This is a genomic window from Nostoc sp. CCY 9925, assembly GCF_963920935.1.
GTDB lineage: Bacteria > Cyanobacteriota > Cyanobacteriia > Cyanobacteriales > Nostocaceae > Nostoc.
In genome coordinates this window covers 1-18670 of record NZ_CAWUDO010000124.1, presented here as the reverse complement: position 1 = coordinate 18670, position 18670 = coordinate 1, and the positions used below count along the sequence as shown (strand labels likewise).

18 protein-coding genes are annotated in these 18670 nt (G+C 41.3%); 11 read left to right on the top strand and 7 right to left on the bottom strand.

From position 1 onward, the window contains the following. Positions 1–66: 66 nt before the first annotated feature. The 5 genes from ACM0OY_RS34905 to ACM0OY_RS34885 all read left to right on the top strand — a co-directional run bounded on the left by ACM0OY_RS34905 (position 67) and on the right by ACM0OY_RS34885 (position 5482). Complete coding sequence (locus tag ACM0OY_RS34905; protein ID WP_414573337.1) at positions 67–300, top strand: cytochrome P450; 234 nt, start codon at positions 67–69, stop codon at positions 298–300. Further along, positions 300–737, top strand: a complete 438-nt coding sequence (locus ACM0OY_RS34900; protein WP_414573336.1) for a YidH family protein — start codon at positions 300–302, stop codon at positions 735–737. The genes ACM0OY_RS34905 and ACM0OY_RS34900 overlap by 1 nt, the downstream gene beginning before the upstream one ends. 75 nt (positions 738–812) lie before the next feature. Continuing rightward, positions 813–3167 (top strand): arylsulfatase, encoded by a 2355-nt coding sequence (locus tag ACM0OY_RS34895; protein ID WP_414573335.1) that lies wholly within the window; start codon positions 813–815, stop codon positions 3165–3167. A 332-nt stretch (positions 3168–3499) separates the two neighbouring features. After that, entirely contained in the window at positions 3500–4366 is an 867-nt protein-coding gene (locus ACM0OY_RS34890; RefSeq protein WP_414573334.1) for a bile acid:sodium symporter family protein, read from the top strand. Positions 4367–4912: 546 nt separating this feature from the next. Further along, positions 4913–5482: a tyrosine-type recombinase/integrase gene (locus ACM0OY_RS34885; RefSeq protein WP_190732316.1), complete on the top strand. Its 570-nt coding sequence runs from the start codon at positions 4913–4915 to the stop codon at positions 5480–5482. 207 nt (positions 5483–5689) lie between these two features. Here the strand turns inward: ACM0OY_RS34885 and ACM0OY_RS34880 are convergent, their stop codons facing one another. Further along, positions 5690–6769 carry a hypothetical protein gene (locus ACM0OY_RS34880; protein WP_414573333.1) on the bottom strand — a complete coding sequence of 360 codons (1080 nt, stop codon included), beginning with the start codon at positions 6767–6769 and terminating at the stop codon, positions 5690–5692. 309 nt (positions 6770–7078) lie between these two features. Here ACM0OY_RS34880 and ACM0OY_RS34875 point away from each other — a divergent pair, with 309 nt between their 5' ends. From ACM0OY_RS34875 to ACM0OY_RS34865, 3 genes are all read left to right on the top strand, one after another. Beyond that, the gene (locus tag ACM0OY_RS34875) at positions 7079–7312 is read left to right on the top strand and encodes a tyrosine-type recombinase/integrase (protein WP_414573332.1); all 234 of its coding nucleotides are present in this window, start codon (positions 7079–7081) and stop codon (positions 7310–7312) included. Positions 7313–7640: 328 nt separating this feature from the next. Continuing rightward, on the top strand, positions 7641–8219 hold the full coding sequence (locus ACM0OY_RS34870) for a hypothetical protein (RefSeq protein ID WP_414573331.1): 579 nt from the start codon (positions 7641–7643) through the stop codon (positions 8217–8219). Positions 8220–8222: 3 nt separating this feature from the next. Next, positions 8223–10001, top strand: coding sequence for a hypothetical protein (locus ACM0OY_RS34865; protein WP_414573330.1), 1779 nt, complete (start codon positions 8223–8225; stop codon positions 9999–10001). 247 nt (positions 10002–10248) lie between these two features. Here ACM0OY_RS34865 and ACM0OY_RS34860 read toward each other — a convergent pair whose 3' ends face one another. The 6 genes from ACM0OY_RS34860 to ACM0OY_RS34835 form a co-directional block, all read right to left on the bottom strand. Beyond that, on the bottom strand, positions 10249–10464 hold the full coding sequence (locus ACM0OY_RS34860) for a hypothetical protein (RefSeq protein WP_414573329.1): 216 nt from the start codon (positions 10462–10464) through the stop codon (positions 10249–10251). Positions 10465–10853: 389 nt separating this feature from the next. Then, on the bottom strand, positions 10854–11306 hold the full coding sequence (locus tag ACM0OY_RS34855) for an HNH endonuclease (RefSeq protein WP_414573328.1): 453 nt from the start codon (positions 11304–11306) through the stop codon (positions 10854–10856). 12 nt (positions 11307–11318) lie between these two features. Next, on the bottom strand, positions 11319–11597 hold the full coding sequence (locus tag ACM0OY_RS34850; RefSeq protein ID WP_414573327.1) for a hypothetical protein: 279 nt from the start codon (positions 11595–11597) through the stop codon (positions 11319–11321). A 3-nt stretch (positions 11598–11600) separates the two neighbouring features. Beyond that, complete coding sequence (locus ACM0OY_RS34845) at positions 11601–12641, bottom strand: hypothetical protein (RefSeq protein ID WP_414573326.1); 1041 nt, start codon at positions 12639–12641, stop codon at positions 11601–11603. A gap of 19 nt (positions 12642–12660) precedes the next feature. Further along, positions 12661–14370, bottom strand: a complete 1710-nt coding sequence (locus tag ACM0OY_RS34840; protein WP_414573325.1) for a DEAD/DEAH box helicase — start codon at positions 14368–14370, stop codon at positions 12661–12663. 62 nt (positions 14371–14432) lie between these two features. Beyond that, on the bottom strand, positions 14433–14648 hold the full coding sequence (locus ACM0OY_RS34835) for a hypothetical protein (RefSeq protein WP_414573324.1): 216 nt from the start codon (positions 14646–14648) through the stop codon (positions 14433–14435). 153 nt (positions 14649–14801) lie between these two features. On the opposite strand from ACM0OY_RS34835, the gene ACM0OY_RS34830 reads away from it, so the two are divergent. From ACM0OY_RS34830 to ACM0OY_RS34820, 3 genes are all read left to right on the top strand, one after another. Then, positions 14802–15572 (top strand): ParA family protein, encoded by a 771-nt coding sequence (locus ACM0OY_RS34830; RefSeq protein WP_414573323.1) that lies wholly within the window; start codon positions 14802–14804, stop codon positions 15570–15572. Beyond that, positions 15569–16726 (top strand): ParB/RepB/Spo0J family partition protein, encoded by a 1158-nt coding sequence (locus ACM0OY_RS34825; protein WP_414573322.1) that lies wholly within the window; start codon positions 15569–15571, stop codon positions 16724–16726. The genes ACM0OY_RS34830 and ACM0OY_RS34825 overlap by 4 nt, the downstream gene beginning before the upstream one ends. Positions 16727–16809: 83 nt before the next feature. Beyond that, the gene (locus tag ACM0OY_RS34820; protein ID WP_414573321.1) at positions 16810–18648 is read left to right on the top strand and encodes an AAA domain-containing protein; all 1839 of its coding nucleotides are present in this window, start codon (positions 16810–16812) and stop codon (positions 18646–18648) included. Positions 18649–18670 lie beyond the last annotated feature (22 nt).

Sequence of the window (18670 nt, the reverse complement as noted above, 5' to 3'; positions counted from 1 at the left end):
CTGCCTTAAAGCGCGTAACCTTTCATCATCACCAAAAGCTGACAAGAACCTTAATTTGAGCCAACAATTTTCTTGTTTGCAAGCCGGAGTGTTTATGTTTGCGAGCCGCAACATTTAGGGTTTGGCCCTGGTATCCATTTCTGTCTAGGTGCAGTTTTGGCTCGGATGGAATTAAATATTTGCTTCTCTACTTTGCTGAAGCGGTTCCCAAATCTTCAGTTTGATTCGACAAGACCCCCCCTTCCCCGTCGTAGTACCTTAGTTTTTAAGGGATTTGATGCTTTACCTGTGCGGTTCTAATGAGTCAGCTACCCATAAACTCAGAAACACCTGAACAGTTGTCTACCAATGATTTAGCAGCAGATCGGACAGAACTAGCTAAATACCGCAGTCGGGCGGCAGCAGACCGCACATTAATGGCGTGGATACGCACCTGTCTTTCGTTGATTGGTTTTGGTTTTGGTATTCCCACCATTGTGAGTGCGATTGAAAATACTCGTCTTAGTCATCATCTTAACCCCGTCAGATTTTCGGTGATTGTGGGGTTGTCTTTCATTGGTACAGGAATTTTGGCAATGGTTTTAGGGTTGAGAGAACACCATCGGTTACTTAAACAAATCCAAAATAATCGCTATACCTACAAAACCTCTCACAGTGCGGAAATTATCGGAGTGGCTTTACTCGTAATTGGCTTAGTTAGTTTTATTGGTGTGGTAATTAGGGCAATGAATTTATAAATTAACCAGTCCTAAAGAGGAGATAGAATTTCGGGGCTTTTGTTAAAAATTACATATTCTCAAGAGGTCAGATTTATGTCTCTGCGTGAATACAAACCCGGAAATACTTTCCCCGGTGTCATCGGTCGGACAGTTGATAAATCCAGTCCAGCTTGGCCAGAACCGTTGCGATCTAAAGAAGGTACACCAAACATCCTATTTATCGTTTTCGATGATACAGGTTTTGGACAATTTGGATGTTACGGAAGTCCCATCAAAACACCCAACCTAGACGCACTAGCCGCCAATGGTTTGCGCTACAACAATCTACACACGACGGCGTTGTGTTCACCCACCCGTTCTTGTCTTCTCACTGGGCGCAATCACCATTCCAACGCCATGTCCTGCATTACAGAAGGTTCTACGGGTTATCCGGGTGGTAATGGGAATATTCCCTTTGAGAATGGGTTTCTCTCGGAGATATTATTACAGAAGGGTTATAACACTTATGCGATCGGGAAATGGCATTTAACGCCCGCAGACCAGATATCTGCGGCCGGCCCCTATGATCGCTGGCCTCTTGGTCGCGGTTTTGAACGTTTTTATGGTTTTCTAGGCGGAGAAACCCACCAGTATTATCCAGATTTGGTTTATGACAACCACACCGTTAAGCCAGAAAAGACCCCCGCAGAAGGCTACCATTTGACCGCAGACTTGGCAGACAAGGCAATTAGCTTTATCGCTGATGCCAAGCAGGTTGCCCCCGATAAACCCTTTTTCATGTATTTCTGTCCTGGTGCGATGCACGCCCCCCATCATGTGCCGAAAGAATGGGCTGATGCCTACGCCGGACAGTTTGATGATGGCTGGGAAGCTTACAGGGAAAAGGTTTTTGCCAGTCAGCAGGAAATGAGTATCGTCCCCACCGATGCCGAACTCTCCCGTCATGATCCTGATGTTCCGCACTGGGATTCCCTCTCAGCCGCAGAAAAACGGCTCTATGCCCGGATGATGGAAGTATATGCTGGCTTTTTAACCCACACTGACCACCATATCGGTCGCTTACTCGACTTCCTCAAAGCGATCGGCGAGTTCGAGAATACTGTAATTATAGTCATCTCGGACAATGGGGCAAGTTCTGAAGGGGGGCCAACTGGTTCAGTTAATGAGAACCTCTTTTTTAACAATGTGCCAGAATCCCTAGAGGAAAATCTCAAGGCACTAGATAAGCTAGGCAGTCCAGAAACTTTCAACCATTATGCTTGGGGTTGGACTTGGGCAGGTAATACGCCTTTCCGCCGTTGGAAACGGGAAACTTATCGGGGTGGAATCAGCGATCCCTTGATAGTCCATTGGAATCAAGGCATTGAGGCAAAAGGTGAAATCCGTACTCAGTACGCTCATGCTATTGACCTAGTACCGACTGTGCTGGAATTACTGGAAATTGAACCACCAACAACGATTAAGGGTGTTACTCAATCTCCCATTGAAGGTGTCAGTTTTGCCCATACTTTTAATCATAGTACCGTACCTACTAAGCACCTGACCCAATATTTCGAGATGATGGGACATCGTTCTCTTTACTATGATGGTTGGCGGGCGGTTTGTCCTTGGCCTGGCCCCTCATTTGCAGAAGCAGGTCAGTTTTTTGGTGCGGCCATTTCGGCCCAAACTCTGACGGATTTGGATACCCATCATTGGGAACTGTATCACGTCGCTGAGGATTTTTCGGAAAATCATAATATTGCGGCTGATAATCGCCCTAAATTAATTGAAATGATTGCCACTTGGTACGTAGAGGCGGGTAAATACAATGTGTTGCCTGTGGATGGCAGAGGCGTACAACGATTTGCAGAAGAACGTCCTCAGATTGCCGTCAATCGTAGCCGCTATACTTACTATCCTGATACTCAGGCAATCCCAGCCAATAGTGCCGTCAAGTTGCTTAATCGTTCTCACAGTATTACGGCTGATGTGGAAATTCCCACAGGTGGCGCACAAGGAGTATTACTTGCTCATGGGGGTAATGATAGTGGCTACTCCTTCTATGTCAAAGATGGCAAACTGCACTGGGTTCATAATTATGTAGCGCGATCGCTCTATCATGTCGAGTCTGGGTCATCTGTGCCGGAAGGTCGTCACCAGTTGCGCTTTGAGTTTAAAGTCACGGGTCAACCAGATTTAGCCAAGGGGAAAGGAACACCAGGTCGCGCCGAACTTTATATCGATGGGAAATTAGTTGGGCAAGCCGATGTCCCTGTAACTACTCCCTTAGCACTAGGTCTTACCAGTGGTGTGACTTGTGGCATTGCCCCTGGTGCGCCTGTAACACCCGATTATGAACCGCCCTTCAAGTTTACGGGCAAGATTTATAGTGTGATAGTGGATGTTAGTGGAGATTTGATTCAAGATAAGGAAGCTGAAATGCGTACCATTATGGCACGACAGTAGAGAGTCAATAACCACACTCTGAATAGGGTTATATAGCAATACTTTCAGCCGTTTAAACCTCGTAATTTGGCTACAGTATTGATATAAAATTCACGGTATTCTTGATGCCAAAGAAAGGAATACCCAGCCACAAAGATGTACCCCCTCATAAGAATTTCTTGAGGGGGATGCAGAGTAATTTGTTTGTGTTTCTAAGTCAGCTATGAGTACAGTTTAATTGAAAATTTATTAGTTAAATCTGTTAGTTTGCTGGCTAATTTTTGTCCTGATTCACGGCGATTTCGGAATCTTTTAGTGATTTTTCATTTCCCAGGATCAAGCATTTACAAGCCATGCAACATCCCTTATTACTGATTCTCGTTAAAGTCACTATTTTTTCTCTGATGTTAGCCATAGGGTGCAACCTCTCTTTTGAAAAGATGCGCTCCTTCTGGCGAAAACCTGCCTTAGTATTCCGTGCGCTTTTAGCGGTTGTTGTGCTGGTTCCTTTAGTAGTTATTCTCCTGTTGAAACTGTTTAACTTACCACCAGCAGTGATGATCGGATTGGCAATACTTGCAGCTTCTCCGGGTGCGCCTCTGACCACAAAGCGATCGCAACAGGCTGGAGGCAGCTTCCACTACTCAGCAAGTCTTCAGCTAACTCTGGCAATACTGGCGGTTTTTGTTACTCCTATTACCTTGGCAATTTTCGCCACCTTATTTCCGAGTATTTCACAAAAGGTGGCAATTTTAGAAGTTGCCCGACAAGTGATTATGGTGCAGTTATTACCCGTCAGTGTCGGTATTTTGATGCAAAAGTTCGCGCCTATATTTACCCAACAGATTGCTAAACCCTTGACTTTTATTGCTAACAGTCTCTTTTTGGTGCTGGTTGTTTTATTGTGCATCTTAGGGCTGCCAATGTTTTCCAAAGTTGGTGAATTACCACTGGTAGCGATCGCAATTATGGTAATTGCCTCTCTAGGAATTGGACACACCTTAGGCAGACTCGATGATGATATGCGAGCTACCTTGGCGATTTTCTGTATTGCTCGTAATTTTGGTTTAGCTTTGTTTATCGCTATTTTGAATCATGTACAGCAGATGGTGATTCCGACACTGGTAGCTTACGTCATTTTGGGAGCTTTTATAGGTGTTCCCTACTCAATCTGGAATAAACATAGATTAGCCAAAACTAGCCCAAATGTTGGTATTTGAGAGATCAAAAACCGGGTTTATTAGTAACTGTGTACTAAATTCAGCATTCTGTATTCGTTAAAAACTAGAGGGATTAAATAAGCCCAAAGCTATATCTAACAATAGTTTTCAGCCTCTATTTCCGAATTTGCAGGGATCTCGGCTCCATGCCCAGTAGCATGAAATGTCCCCCGCACCACTAGAGAGGTAAGTTTTATTTACAGTTGCACGCACGGTCTACACCATGTCTAGACGCTGCGGCAGAGAAAAATGATATCGGTTTTGATAGCAACAATTGATCAACCAGGGGTGTAGAAGCGAGTATAGACAACTCTGGCAAGCCCCAACATGAGCAGATCCTATTGGTGTGGATCATACCTGTAAGTGGTCATCGCGTTGCAATCATAAGCTATTTTTATCAGCCAACGGAATAATGAGGGTTGTAGCGTTCGTGCTTGAGGGCTGATTGATAAGCCTGGGTTAAGGGTGTGTCATCGCTCACGAGAGAATAGGCTTTTTGGGCAGTTACATTGTGTTATTGCGAAAAGACCATGTAAGCTAGACCCTATGAAAATAAACCGGTTCGGCAGGGCAGAGATCCTCACACCCGATCAAATCAATGTCCTATTTAGCGAGGGCTTTGTCAACCCACGCGATCGCGCATTGTTCGGCGTGTGCCTTTATGCTGCCTGCCGGATCAACGAAGCCTGCACTTTGGCAGTGAAAGATGTGTTTGGCAGCAACGGGGTCAGAGGTGTGTTAGTACTACGCAGTGTTAACACCAAAGGCAAGCGGGACACCAGGGAAATTCAAGTGCATCCCAAGCTCAAGCAGTATTTAGAAGAGTACAACCCCAATCGCCGCAAGGAGTTCTTGTTTCCCGGCAGGCATGGACTCTTACACATCCACAAGGTCAGTGCTGACAAAATCCTTAGAGATACCTGTGTGCGGCTGGGCATTGAGGGGGTGAGTACGCACAGCTTCCGCAGGACGGCGTTAACCAGGATGAGTGATGCTGGAATACCGTTGCGTCATATTCAGGAGATATCGGGGCATCGGACTTTGGCGGCTTTGGAGCGTTATTTGGGGGTAACTGAGAAGCAGAAGCAGAACGCTATCTCTGCTTTGGATTTTTAAATATTTCTATACCAGATTCTACACCGGAGAAATCAGCACGGGATTATAGCGATATAGTCCTGCTACTCGACTACGATGACCTCAACATCGCATAAGCCGATTAGCTTTTAAGCAATAGACCTCTTGCATGAAATTTTTAAAATACCCTCAATCCTACTATAAACGAGCTACTGTGTACACACAAGTAATCGAATTACTCATTCTAAACTACCCATATATTTGCAAAAATTCTTTTAATAAATTCTGACTTATTTCTAAAGATTTTCTAAAATATTTTACTACTTTTTGTAAGTTATTTATTTGTTCTGAATTACTATCTCTATTCATTTGCATTTCTGAGATTTGCCCTTCAAGCTCATTAATTGTATTTCTTTGCCTTCTAATGATTTCTCTAGCACTGTGAGCAATTTCTTGTTTCTCAACATCTTTTTGTGGCAAAATTATATCATTAAAAGTTACTAAAAATTTTGCCGCTTCTCGGACAGCTAAATCTGGTGAATTAGCAAATAATGAGCCAACACCAGTACCAGCACCAGCACCAAGAATTGCACCACCGCCAACAATAACAGCCATTCCACCTGCCATACCAAAACCACCTGCTGCAATTGCACCTCCTCCAAGGGCTGCTAATACAACTGAAATTGCAGCTGCTCCCGAAAGTCCCGGTGCAAGTATTGGAGCCAGTAATGGTACAAGAATAGGTATTGCAATTGCAGCTGCTACAGCTGCTAAAACTGCTCCCCCAATTAAGCCTCCTATTATCACCTTGAATGGGTTGTTATTTGAGCCAGTAATTACATCGCTCCACATTTTGTAGTCGGTCTTGAATAGTTTAACGTACCCTATTTCTATTCCAAGTTCATTAGCAAAAAATCCGATTTGCTCTATAATTTTTGGGCGAAAGGCTTCGCTAAGTTTCAAGTTTCTGAATTGTTCATCTTCATGAGTACCGAAAGGAGTATAAATAATAAACAGTGATAGTTCCAATAAAATTGAATATAGAGGACGACTTCTCTCTAAAAATTGTTTCATTCTTTCAACTGATTCTTCTAATGAAGAATAATCCGTATACAAAAAACAATCATTTCTCTCCAAGTCATTGCTAGCGATACTGGATAAAAAATTTTCCACAGATTCTCTCCAGAGATTTAACCATCTACGTTTAAGTTGCTTTTTGATAAATTCTGTTTCTTTGGTTATATCTTCTTGCACTAAAAAATACTCGAAGCTATACAAGATTCTTATCTGCTCAAAATTTAGTCCAAAATCATCCATTGGTGAACTCATATTTTTTTCTTAAAACTCTATAAATAGTCTGCCCGTAAATCTCTAATAAATAACATCATTAGCCCCCTCCTCGCTTGCGGGGCTACGGTGTACACACAATTATTAGTAAACTACTAAAGGAAAGGATTGTAGAGAATAAGTGGTAGTGGAAAATTCAATAAGAATACACACGCAAGTAGTTGAGCGAAAAGTATTTTAGAGATGATGAAATAGTTTTGCTCAAGGAACTCAGAGAACAGTTCCCTGATAGGGTAGCCACCAAGATACCCTGATAGCAAATCTATTTTCGTCTCAGAGCGTGGTGAGGTGATGAGTACTGATGCGGTGCGGAAGTTGATCTCGCGGCTGGCAGTACAGGCGGGGCTTGATATCAAAGTTCACTGTCACATGATGCGTCATGCCTGCGGTTATTATCTGGTGAATCAGGGTTACAGCACCAGAGAGATTCAGGATTTTTTAGGACACCGCGATATCAAGAACACTGAACAATATACCAAGCTGAATGCTCGACGTTTCTTGAATTTTGATTGGGGGGATTTATAACATTTTGATTATTTGCTTGTCTTGAGGATAAATCGACTGCTGAACCCACTGCTACATTGACTCCTATTCGGATTAATGTAGCAAATCCAGGGGCTATTATTGTCCCAATTCCACCGATTAAGGTACATCTCCACATGATGCAGTAATTTTTGGGGAGCTTCACATTTTTAATGATTAAGGGATAGGCAGTAGTAATATTACTGAGGCTTGCGTCAAAAAGATTATATATACTGTACTGTGGTGGTAAATAGCTCTGTTTTAAAAAACAATTTTCAAAACAGAATTAATTCTTTTTTCTCATAATTAAATTGAGAAGGCTAAAGTATTTATGAGTCAGCTTTCAACAGTACAACTACTTTATTTGCTTTACGCTCATGCTTATTCAAATGAGGGTACAGTAACTAAAAGCGTTGTGAAGTCTTACCTCTCTAAAGAAGTACAAAAAGAAGCAGAACAGTGCTATGAAGGTCTGATTGAACATAAATTAATTGAATCGTCTAAAAAAAATCGGCTTTCAGTTACTACTTTAGGTAAAAAAATATTAGCTTCTAACCTTCAAACAACTAAGTATCGATTTGACTCTGTGAAAGGGCCTAAAGTTATAAATATACTTATAGAGTATCTTCAACAAGTATCTTCTGATTCTGGTAATTTTTCATTAAATATTGAAGATATAGACTTTGATACTTATGTAGAAAAATTTAAGGCACTTTATTTTGAAGAAAGGAAACGCCAAGAATTGCTTGGTGTTGTGGCTATTTATAGTCGAGTTATTCGCCAAAAAATTAATGAGAATTACCCAATCTCTCAAACACTCTCAGATAAATATTTTGAGAGACTGAAGTCAGGTGGTAAAGTTTTCACTGTTACCGAAAAGAATGAAGAATTAATTCAATGGGCTGAATAAACAATGCCAGAAGATGCAGGAAAAAAGAGATATATAAAAAGCTTTCTTCAACAAGTTAAGTCAGGAACTGGATTCATTGAAGATATTAGAATTGAACGTGTTATTAGACAACCAGGAAGTGACGGTGAAGGTTCCACATCTCGAAGTTTATCTGGACGGCAAATAGCTAATATAACTCAGCTACTTGAAGACGATCTCAGGCATACCTTCGATGACGGTTTTTTTACTTTTAGATTTGTTGCTGCCTTAGTAGGTAGTGGTAAGACTTCACTTTTAACTTATCTAAACGAATTAACTAAAACTAAACCGACTTTTTTAAATCATTCAATAGTTGTTCAATTTCAGCTTTCTGACATACCGCTTGGCTCTGATTTTGGTGTTAAGTTTTACTGTCATATTCTGGCTGATACCTTTTGGGAGTTGTTACACAATCAAAATTTATCTAATTCAGTTAGAGCTATAGCTGAAAATATTTTAAGTGAATATTTAGAAAATCATCAAGTTTCTCAATTAAAAACTACAAAGGCATTAATGCCATTTCGTACTAAATTCAAAAAGTATATTACTGAAAGTGTAGATGTATTTGAACAATTCTTTTTTTATGTCATCTCCGAAATTTCCCAAGTAGACCCCAGATTCAGTTTTGTATACCTTGCAGATGAGTTAGATGCTTTAGCAGCATTTCCACAAGAAATTCAAGAAACCAGATTAGTATTAAAGCAATTAGTTAGAAGGGCTTTTCAAGATTTTAGTTCAAAAATCCGTATATTGATGTATTTAGTAGGTACTTCTGATAATGTAGGAAGTTTTATAGCAGAAGATTCTGTTATTAAAAGTCTTATTGGTGATTCAGTCATCAATTTAAATAAGGGGTACAGCAATGAATTTGAAATAATTAGAGAAAAGATTGAAAATCGGATTGAAGGAGCTTATAGCGGTTATAAAAACTTTAACCAAGCATGGCAAGAAATAAAAAATATCTCGATAATTTCTACTAATACATTAAGGGAATTTTGTCGAAACTATGGTAATGCCATACTAGAAATTCATGAAAAATACTTTCAAGAAGCACCTGAACAGGTTTTTGAAGGAGATTCTCGTAATTTACTTGAAGCAGAATGCAAACAACGGTGGGCTAGTTTTTTAAGTAAAACAGCATACACGTTGTCAAATGTTTCCACTACTACTGTAATAGCAGGTCATGCCTTTGACTGCTATGCAGAATTACTACATAATGGCAAAACTGTTGCTAGAGCCTTTGGCGAAGCTAAAAACTATGAGATGTTGAGCAGCCACTTTAATACATTTACTGGATGGTTAAATGATGTCAACTTTGAACCATCTAATTCTGATGGAATACCATCTGATTTAGCTTTTATGATTGCTCCTTTCTGTCCACCTCTTTTGCAAAGAAAGTTAGGACTTAGAAATATTCATTTTCTTCAATCAGATAAAATTGTATCGAAAGTTGTTACCACTAATAATAATGACACTGTAATCGACTTAAATCATATAACAAAACAAGTTGTAAATAACACTCAAACACCCAACTGGATTTTTAGTGATTCTAATACAAAAAATTCTACCAATATTAACACTGCAAATAAACATGAATTGACGGTTGCTTTTAAAGGTACTGGTATTAAACAGGCTACTATTGATAAACTCATCAAGGGCCGACCATACATAACTTTAGATGCTATGTCATCTGACTTAAAATTTACATTGAGTGTAAAAACAAAATTGCAGGATAAAATAGACAGAAAAGAGATTTGCTTTTAGAAAACAACTAATGCACTCTTAAGCTATATATTTATACTCTAAATTTTCACGGGTGTAGAAAAGAGAAACAAAGCTGATTGGTGATGTTGCTGCTTCAGGTTTGCACACTTGTCACAGGTGAACGATGTCGGTTAATGTGCCTATGCCGACATTGAAATATCAAAAATCGTGTTAAATAAAATTGATACATCATATTATTATTGAGGTTTAAATAGCTTTAATAATATGATGTATATGTACTCAAAATTTATAATTTCAGATTTTTGCGACTGTTGATTAATTTTTTAGCCTCAGCTAACGCTACCTCATAACCACCATACGTTTTTCCCACAGGTAAGAGAGGTTGTCCAGTTTGCCCAAAACTAAAAGTCCAATATCTCTCCCCAGTCATTTGCTCCACTGGAGTCCGTTCGATTTGTATTGAATATCCGTCATACTCAATGGTATTGTAGTTATCTGTCATTTTAGTACAAAAATACTAGCTAAGAATGTGGCAGAATAATATCATTAATAAAAACTAAAATCAAATAGTATATTATTATTTTTTGTATATTTATTTTTTGCCAGAAAAAATAAATAAAAAGCCATTACCGGGCAAGGGGATTGTGCGGTCGTAGCTGGGACAATCGCTTTTAAGGAGCGACCTCGCAATACGCCTGCTCAACATTGCCTTTCACGAACTTTGCTATGCAAGGATTGTGCCAACCCCAGGTAAGAAATTAATTACTATATTTCTTAATGCTGTAGAACTCCATCACCTAAGTAAAACAACCTTCACACTCCTGGGCGATCGCTCTTAAGGTCTTTTAGAATACTGTTATCAAAAGGCAATAATTCCTTTGCGTGTATCCGTCATTGGTTCCTTTTTACTGGGTCATCTGGTGGTGGATGCCGCCCAATTTCTCTATCAGCAGCGCGAATATCAATTATTCTGGCTCGGTTGAATGCTAATGCTACGACTGTGGCGCGTCCTGTAGGTGTCAAGCCGATAATGGAGAGTGTATCTGTTGACCAGATAAAGTGTTCTTGCCAACTATCAGTGCGAGGATTAAATAAGGGTACTTCTGATAACGACTGTTCATCAAAGGCTTTAAGTTTATCGGATTTTTGGCGATTGCAATGGAAACAAGCCAAAGCTAAATTATCAATTAAATTAGCACCACCTTTGGTCAGAGGAATTACATGGTCTACAGTGAAGGAAACATATTGCCATTGCTCCGATGCGTGACAATATTCACACAGAAACTTGGCTCGTTGTCGTACTTGATTTTGAGTAGCTTCGCTAATGTAACGATTCGCAGACAAATCTCTAATTCCCTATAATTCACTTTGGTTTTGAGTTAGCGATGAATTTCTGAGCATCCGATTCACCAAACTCAGATAATCATCTAATTCTTCATATTCATCTAATTCTTTCTCTTCCTCTGAAGTAAGTGCAGATTCTTTTTGCTTAATTAATAAGGCTTCAATTCGCCCCTGTACTAAGCTGGAAGCTCGAAATATCGGCACTCCTTCTACTAGCTCGATGCGGACAGCACCATCTAATGGTAAACTGTTGGGCAAGTGTGACAATTTCATAGGTAAATTGATTGTCATAAATTACTTTATCCAGACTGTCGGTGAGATAATTTTAGCTGACTTGTCATCTAAATAGAAATTGTAAACAGGTTCTCCTGATAATTCACAACGAAGCGGCTCAATAATTTTAGTGAACGGATTCCAAACTGCTGTTACAGTCCGTTTTACTTTCTTTCGTTGCAACTCACACTGAATATGTACCGTAGGGAGATGGATAATCATTGCACTGTGCAACGAAGCTTCTACACTCATTGCATAACGCTCTTGGATATCTAATAATTTTCTCTCTAACTCTCTATTAGTGGCTTCAATTCGTGCTAATTCTTTATCTAGTTCATCACCAATCAATTTTTTTAACTCAATCTTGTTGCGGATCGAGTCGCTAATCGTGTTGTAATAACAAGTGAGTCTTTCTTCATCCCTAGCTCTTGCTCTTGTTAATTTAGCCTGCCAATTATCTAGAGATTTTCCAATCAATATTGCACTTTGATGTTCAATTAAGCTCAACAAATCTTCAATTGTCATCGCCAATGGTGTCTCTTGATGCTCCACAGTCATTAGGTCAGACTCCCAAAACAAAGCATCCCCAATTTCTACTGGTGTTACTCCTGTTATTTCATTGATAATGAACGAAACTAAACCAATCCTTTTTTCGGAAGCATTCGCTGTGTAAGCCACATTACACAAGATGTAACGAGTAATTTCTGGTTTAGCATCTAAAAAACGAATTAAGCCATTTTGAGGTGCGAGTCTCTCCAATAAAATTTTCTCAAAGCCTGTATTTTTCAGATGTCCATCGAATTTAACACTCAACGCACTAATAAGTCCTTTAACAGCTAATAGTTCAGATAGCTTATTTAAGACTTCTGAATGATAGGTGACAAAAACACTTTGGGGTACATCAGCAATAGTAGTAAAAGTAACTTCTTCGGGGAGCGAAAGCAGCGATGCTATATTTTCTGTTAACAACACATTTAAAATGTGTTCACCAGCAGGTTCTGCTATTCCGTCATGCAGAGAAACAATTTTTTCTAAGGTAGCAATAATTGGATCTGAAATCATAGTTAGTCAAATCAATTTCTCAAGCTTCAAAATCTTCGCCAAAAATCTGTTCATCCAGTTCTTGAATTTGCTGATACTGGTTTTTGGCTTTTAACAAATTATCTGCCAATTGCTCGAAGGCTGTATCTAATTCGGGCTTGACCTGATGCTTGAGCCAGATATCCATGACAATTTCACTAAAGTCAAATTCATCATCCACGTTCCCTAAAATTGTTTCAATCTCTCCGACCACCAGTTCAAACATATTGATTTTGTCATGCAATATCCGCAGAATATACTCTTCGATACTGCCCTTGAGACAAAAGTTAAAAATAAAAACATCCTGGGTTTGTCCAATGCGGTGGATACGACCAATGCGCTGTTCTATTTTCATTGGGTTCCAGGGGAGGTCATAATTAACGATCGCGTTCGCAAACTGAATGTTACGTCCCTCTCCGCCTGTTTCGGATGCCAGCAGTACAGAAACATTATCCCGAAATGCGGCTATAGCCTCATCTTTCTGTTTAAGGGACATCCCACCAGTAAATTCTGCAAAGGGGATATTTGCTGCTTGCAGAGTTTGGGTCAAATAAGTGCTAGTTGCTTTATGGGTTGTGAAGACCAAGGTTTTCTGGGAAGATTTTGAGAGCATCTCTACCAATACTTTTGCTTTCTCGACCTGCTTCACCTGGGCTGCTCGTCTTGCTAAAGACTTCAGTTCTTCATCAGGTAGGCGTTTGGTCAGTTGCTTGAGGGAGTCAGCCAAAGCACCAGGGGATGAACCAGCACGCATCAGCAAATTAGTGCGGGAGAGTCTGTCTAGCTTGTCTTCTGAAGAACGTAGATACTCGCTCAAGTCCTGGTAAAGTTTCTCCTCGCCTGCTGCCGGGGTAACAGTAATTGTGGTGGCGAAGCGTTTGGGCAGTTTGACATCTACTAGGGCGCGGGTATTTCGCACCATGACTTCCCGCATCAGAGAGCGTAACTTTTCTGGATTTTTCGGGACTCGTCCATTCCTGGAATCTACGTATTCTTTTTTAAAAGCGGCTTCTGTTTGTAGCAGTCCTGGCTTGAGGAGGGTCAGCAAATTAAACAGTTCAATAAGGGAGTTCTGCACTGGCGTAGCAGTGAGCATGAGGATAAACCGCTTATTGAGGGCGTTGACCAGTTTCCAGTTTAGGGTAGTGCGATTTTTCAGGTGGTGGGCTTCATCGACAACTACCAAGTCCCAAGTGCGACTGGTGACGTGGGGATAATGTTTAGCAGACTTAGCCGTGTTTAATGAAGCGATAATTCGCGGATTATTCGTCCAAAATTCGTCTATCGGTTGTTGCGGGTCACGGTTATCTGTGGTGATAGTAGCAATATTAAATTTGTCACTTAACTCTGATTGCCACTGGGAAACTAGGGATGCGGGAGTTAGCACCAGCATGGACTGTACCATACCCCTTGCTAAGTACTCGGCTATGATTAGTCCCGCCTCAATGGTTTTGCCCAATCCGACTTCATCGGCTAGTAATGCGCGTCCACCCAGTTGTCTAAGTACTTTTCGGGCTGTTTCAATCTGATACCAGTATTTATCAATAGCAGTTAGTGTGGGCAGGCAAATTAGCTGATCGTAGTCTGCCATTACCGAAAGGTTGAACAGGTCTAAACGCGCCTCGTAGAACTTGAGCGGGTCATATTTACCTACTTTGAGGGCTTCTAAGGCAGTCGAAGAATTGAATTTGAATGTATAGTTTGTCTCCATGATGCACCCGTAAATAGCTACTTTTAACCACACCGCGCACGCACATTTGACCAGTTCAGCACTTAGTCGCCATAGAGTTCTGAGTCTAAGTTGGCAGCCAAGGAGCCATGAGATACTGCACCGATAAAGTTTGCCAGGGGGTCGCTACTGCCAGTGGGTGAGTAAGAGGAGGGTGATTTCTGGGTAAGTGCAAGCTGTTGAACATACCGCAACACCTCTTCTTGGTGCTGGGATGGCAGTTGTTCAATCGCTGACAAAATGGCTTGTTTGGTTGTCATAGGAATGACTTAATGTTGCTTGATTCTATAAAGTCTACTGCTGAAATTACCGTCTTAGCTAGAACTTCTCTTCTTCTGATACACTTCAATAAACTGGAAACTAAAACCGAGCCGGTTGACCAAATGTCAACGTATCTTCTAGGAATAATGCCAGTGTCAACTTCTGATCCTCCATGCCGCATTATCGCCCTGTTTAACCAGGCGGGTGGTGTCGCCAAATCGACACTGACCCAAAATTTGGGATATCACCTTGCACGACGAGAACATCGGGTTCTCCTCATTGACCTAGACCCCCAAGCAAGCTTGACCAAATTCATGGGGTTAGTGCCATCTCAGTTACAAAAAACCGTTGCTGATGCCATTATCGACGAGCAGCCCTTACCGATTCATGAGGGCATTCACGGCATGGACTTGGTTCCAGCAAGCCGAGTCTTAAGTGGGGCCGAAATGCAGTTAGTCAGTGCTGCGATGCGCGAGTTGCGCCTTAAGGAAGCCATTGAATCTGTTCTAAATGAATACGACTTCATTCTTATAGATTGTCCTCCCAGCTTAGGATTGCTTTCCTATATCGCCTTAGTCGCGGCCACACACGTACTCGTTCCCGTGGAAACCCATCTCAAAGCCTTTGAGGGAACAGACGAACTCTTACAAACTATCACCCACGTAAAAAATAAAGCTAACCGCAAAATCCAAATAGCCGGGTTTATTCCCACGCGGTATGCTCAACAGAACTCAGCCGATAAACGAGCATTGGCAGCCATTCAAGAACAACTTTCCGCTTGGGGTCGTATTTTCCCACCCATCCCCAGAGCTACCGCTTTTGTTGATGCGTCAGAAGAACGTGCGCCCCTAGCAGTATTTGACCCGAAACATCCTGTAGTCGCTATTCTTGAAGAAATCGCTTTAGCTTTGGAGGCTTTATGATCCGACGCAAACAAACAGACAAACCCTTTGGGGGTCAAATTACAACTCCACCCCCTGCACCTTGGTTATCCTCACCAGATGGCGAGTTGCCAGCCGCTACTGAAACTACTATCAAGCTGGAAGATATAGTTCTGCCCCCACACCAGCCCAGACGCTATTTTGACCCACAAGCATTAAAAGAATTAGTAGAGTCAGTTAAACAGCATGGTATCCTCCAACCTCTGTTAGTGCGTCCGTTAGGCGGGGGGAAATACGAATTAGTAGCAGGGGAAAGACGTTATCGGGCAGGGCAGGAAGCCTTACTTGAAGTCGCGCCTGTGGTTGTGCGTGAGCTATCTGATGACCAAGCGTTTCAGTTGGCTTTGATTGAAAACCTACAACGAGAAGACCTTAACCCTGTTGAAGAAACTGAAGGGATCTTGCACCTGTTGGCAATCCGGCTGCATTGCGATGTAGAAGCCGTCAAATCCTTGCTGTATCGAATGAAAAACGCTCACAGTAAGGGGGAACAGCCGTCAAAATCCTCATTAAATGAATCTAGGAAAAACGTTTTTCCTAACTCAGATAATCCACAAACTGAGGACAACATTTCTGAGCATTTAGCCGAGAAAAATGAATCTAGTAAAAACGTTTTTCCTAACCCCGATAATCCACAATCTCTTGACAACGTTTCTGACCATTTAGCCGATGAAACGGAATCTAGTAAAAACGTTTTTCCTAACTTAGATGAAGAACAATCAAACACGGTACAACAGGTGTTTGAGAGCCTGGGACTCATGAATTGGCTATCGTTCATTACCACACGCTTACCTTTGCTAAATCTGCCCGAAGAAATTTTAATGGCACTGCGTTCTGGTCAACTGGAATACACCAAAGCACAAGTCTTGGCGCGGGTAAGAAATAATGAAATCCGAAAAAAACTTTTGTCCGAAGCGATAGCCTCGGATTGGTCTTTAAGCCAAATCAAAGAAAAAATCACAGATTGGACGGATGATGAACAAGCATCTTCATCTAAAGCAACTAACCAAATACCAGACCGCCTCCAAAATATCACCCAGCGCATTAAAAAGCGTCAGCTTTGGAAAGAACCTAGAAAGCAAAAGCAGCTAGTAAACCTTTTAAACAAGCTCGAAGCATTACTAGGGGATGAGTGACTTGGGGTAAATTGTCAGGTAATCTCTACTTTTAGAGTCTTTTTACCTTTGATTCATGATTGGGTGCGAGGGGAGAAACAGAGATGGCATCAGATTCACAGATTCGAGCATTACTCAAAGCTTGGTTAGATTACATCCATGTTGAAAATTTGAGTAATGCCAAAGTAGAAGCTGACGATTCTACTCAACCGAACATCTGGGACTCTCTCGTAAATCTGGTAGGCGATAAATTATTAATAGACGAGTCTTTATTTAAAAACATAAAGCAACCGTTTAAAAGTGCAAAGAATTTTGAGCAAACAAAATTACCATCAATTGCTATAGCTTTCCCGCAGCTTTATGTAGTTGAATCAAATCGCCGTCAATTTCGCCCGTTGTTCACGATCAACGTTTCCCCAATATTCGAGGGCAATTATCGCAGTAGCGGATGGAATTTAACTGACTATGAGTTTCAGCCTGTTATTCCCAATTTGATGCAGTGGTACGGACTAGAGGAAGAAGCGGCTGAGTCCCTGGTAACAAGGGAAGGGTTGAAAGTTTTTCTCGAAACTACTTTCAATCGTCCCTTTAAAACGCTACAAGATTTTATGGGGCTGATTGAAATACCGCCGTTTCCCGTGCGGTCAAAACTTCTTCCTTATCTGTTGGATTTTGACTACGCTGCTTTTAATTACAACCTCAAAAAAGATTTTCAGAAAATTAGCGACCAGAATTACTTTCAGTGGTCAAGACCAGGACATCCGGCTTACGAATATCTGTTTGGGCAACCAAAATCACCCCAGCATGACGTACTTTTTCTAGGTGCTTTTCCCAACTCACAGCCCGATGACTATCAAGCACTTGCTCTCAAACATTCTCAATCTCATCCTGTTACTGCTGTGATTGGGCCACCGGGGAATGGCAAGACCACACTGTTGTTACATAAGATAGCGCAGCAAGTGGTACGTCGAGCCGTGGACTTGGCAACAACGGGTCAAGATAAAAGTAACCTAACTGTGGTGACAAGCACTAACAAATTTGCTGTAAATAACGTTGAGAAAATCTTAGCCAGCAACCTGACCTCTGACTGTTTCTACTTATCAGGAGGCTCAAGGGATTTAGTTGACACTCAAGTTTTACCTAGCTTGCAAGCTGCACTCGACTGGCTTGCCAAAGAAACATTTAAATCAGATGAATGGGAGTCAGCTAGGCAACAATTGTTAGCTGGGGTTCAGCAAATAGAATTTCACTCTAAGCAAGACGAGCATGATCTTCAACAGAAAAGTGCTGATGAACAATTATTAGAGTCGCTATGCCGAGATATACAATTGCTTGACGAGGCGATAAAAACCTCTGGATTTAAATCTTCGTCACCATTAGAATTTGACCGCGACTACAATAAGTTCCCCCTAGAAGCTTACCAGCAGATAGGACAACATCTTGACAGTGCTAGGCGTTCTTTGCCTAGAGTTGATTACTGGCAGTTTTCAGGTAGAAATGACAACTGGTTTGTCAAGCTTTTGCAGACGATTAAACGATTCTGGCAGTCGATAACCAAAACCAGCCCACATCATGTTCTCAAACGCTTGCACAAACAGATAGAGATGCCTGTATTGGCGACGCTGGCCACCCCATTTCAATTTCAAATCCCACTAACAACTGAATCTCTCATCGCCGCCCAGCAGAGTGTTGACCAGCTTATTGCAGAAGCATCTTTCTGGCAGCAACAACAGAATGGTATTGACAGCACACAACAGCAGCTTGAGTCAAGGAAGCAGCAACTCAAAGACCTGATTACTCGCCGTTCTCAAATCGAAAACCGACTTGCTACTTATCCCACCAAAGATTTTTACAGTCGCTTCTACACCGAATTGCACTCGCTGCAAGTAGAGTTATTTGAGTGGTCTTGGCAACTGGAGTTTAGACTAAGCTATGCAAAATGACCCAGCAGGGCTGAGTTAATCA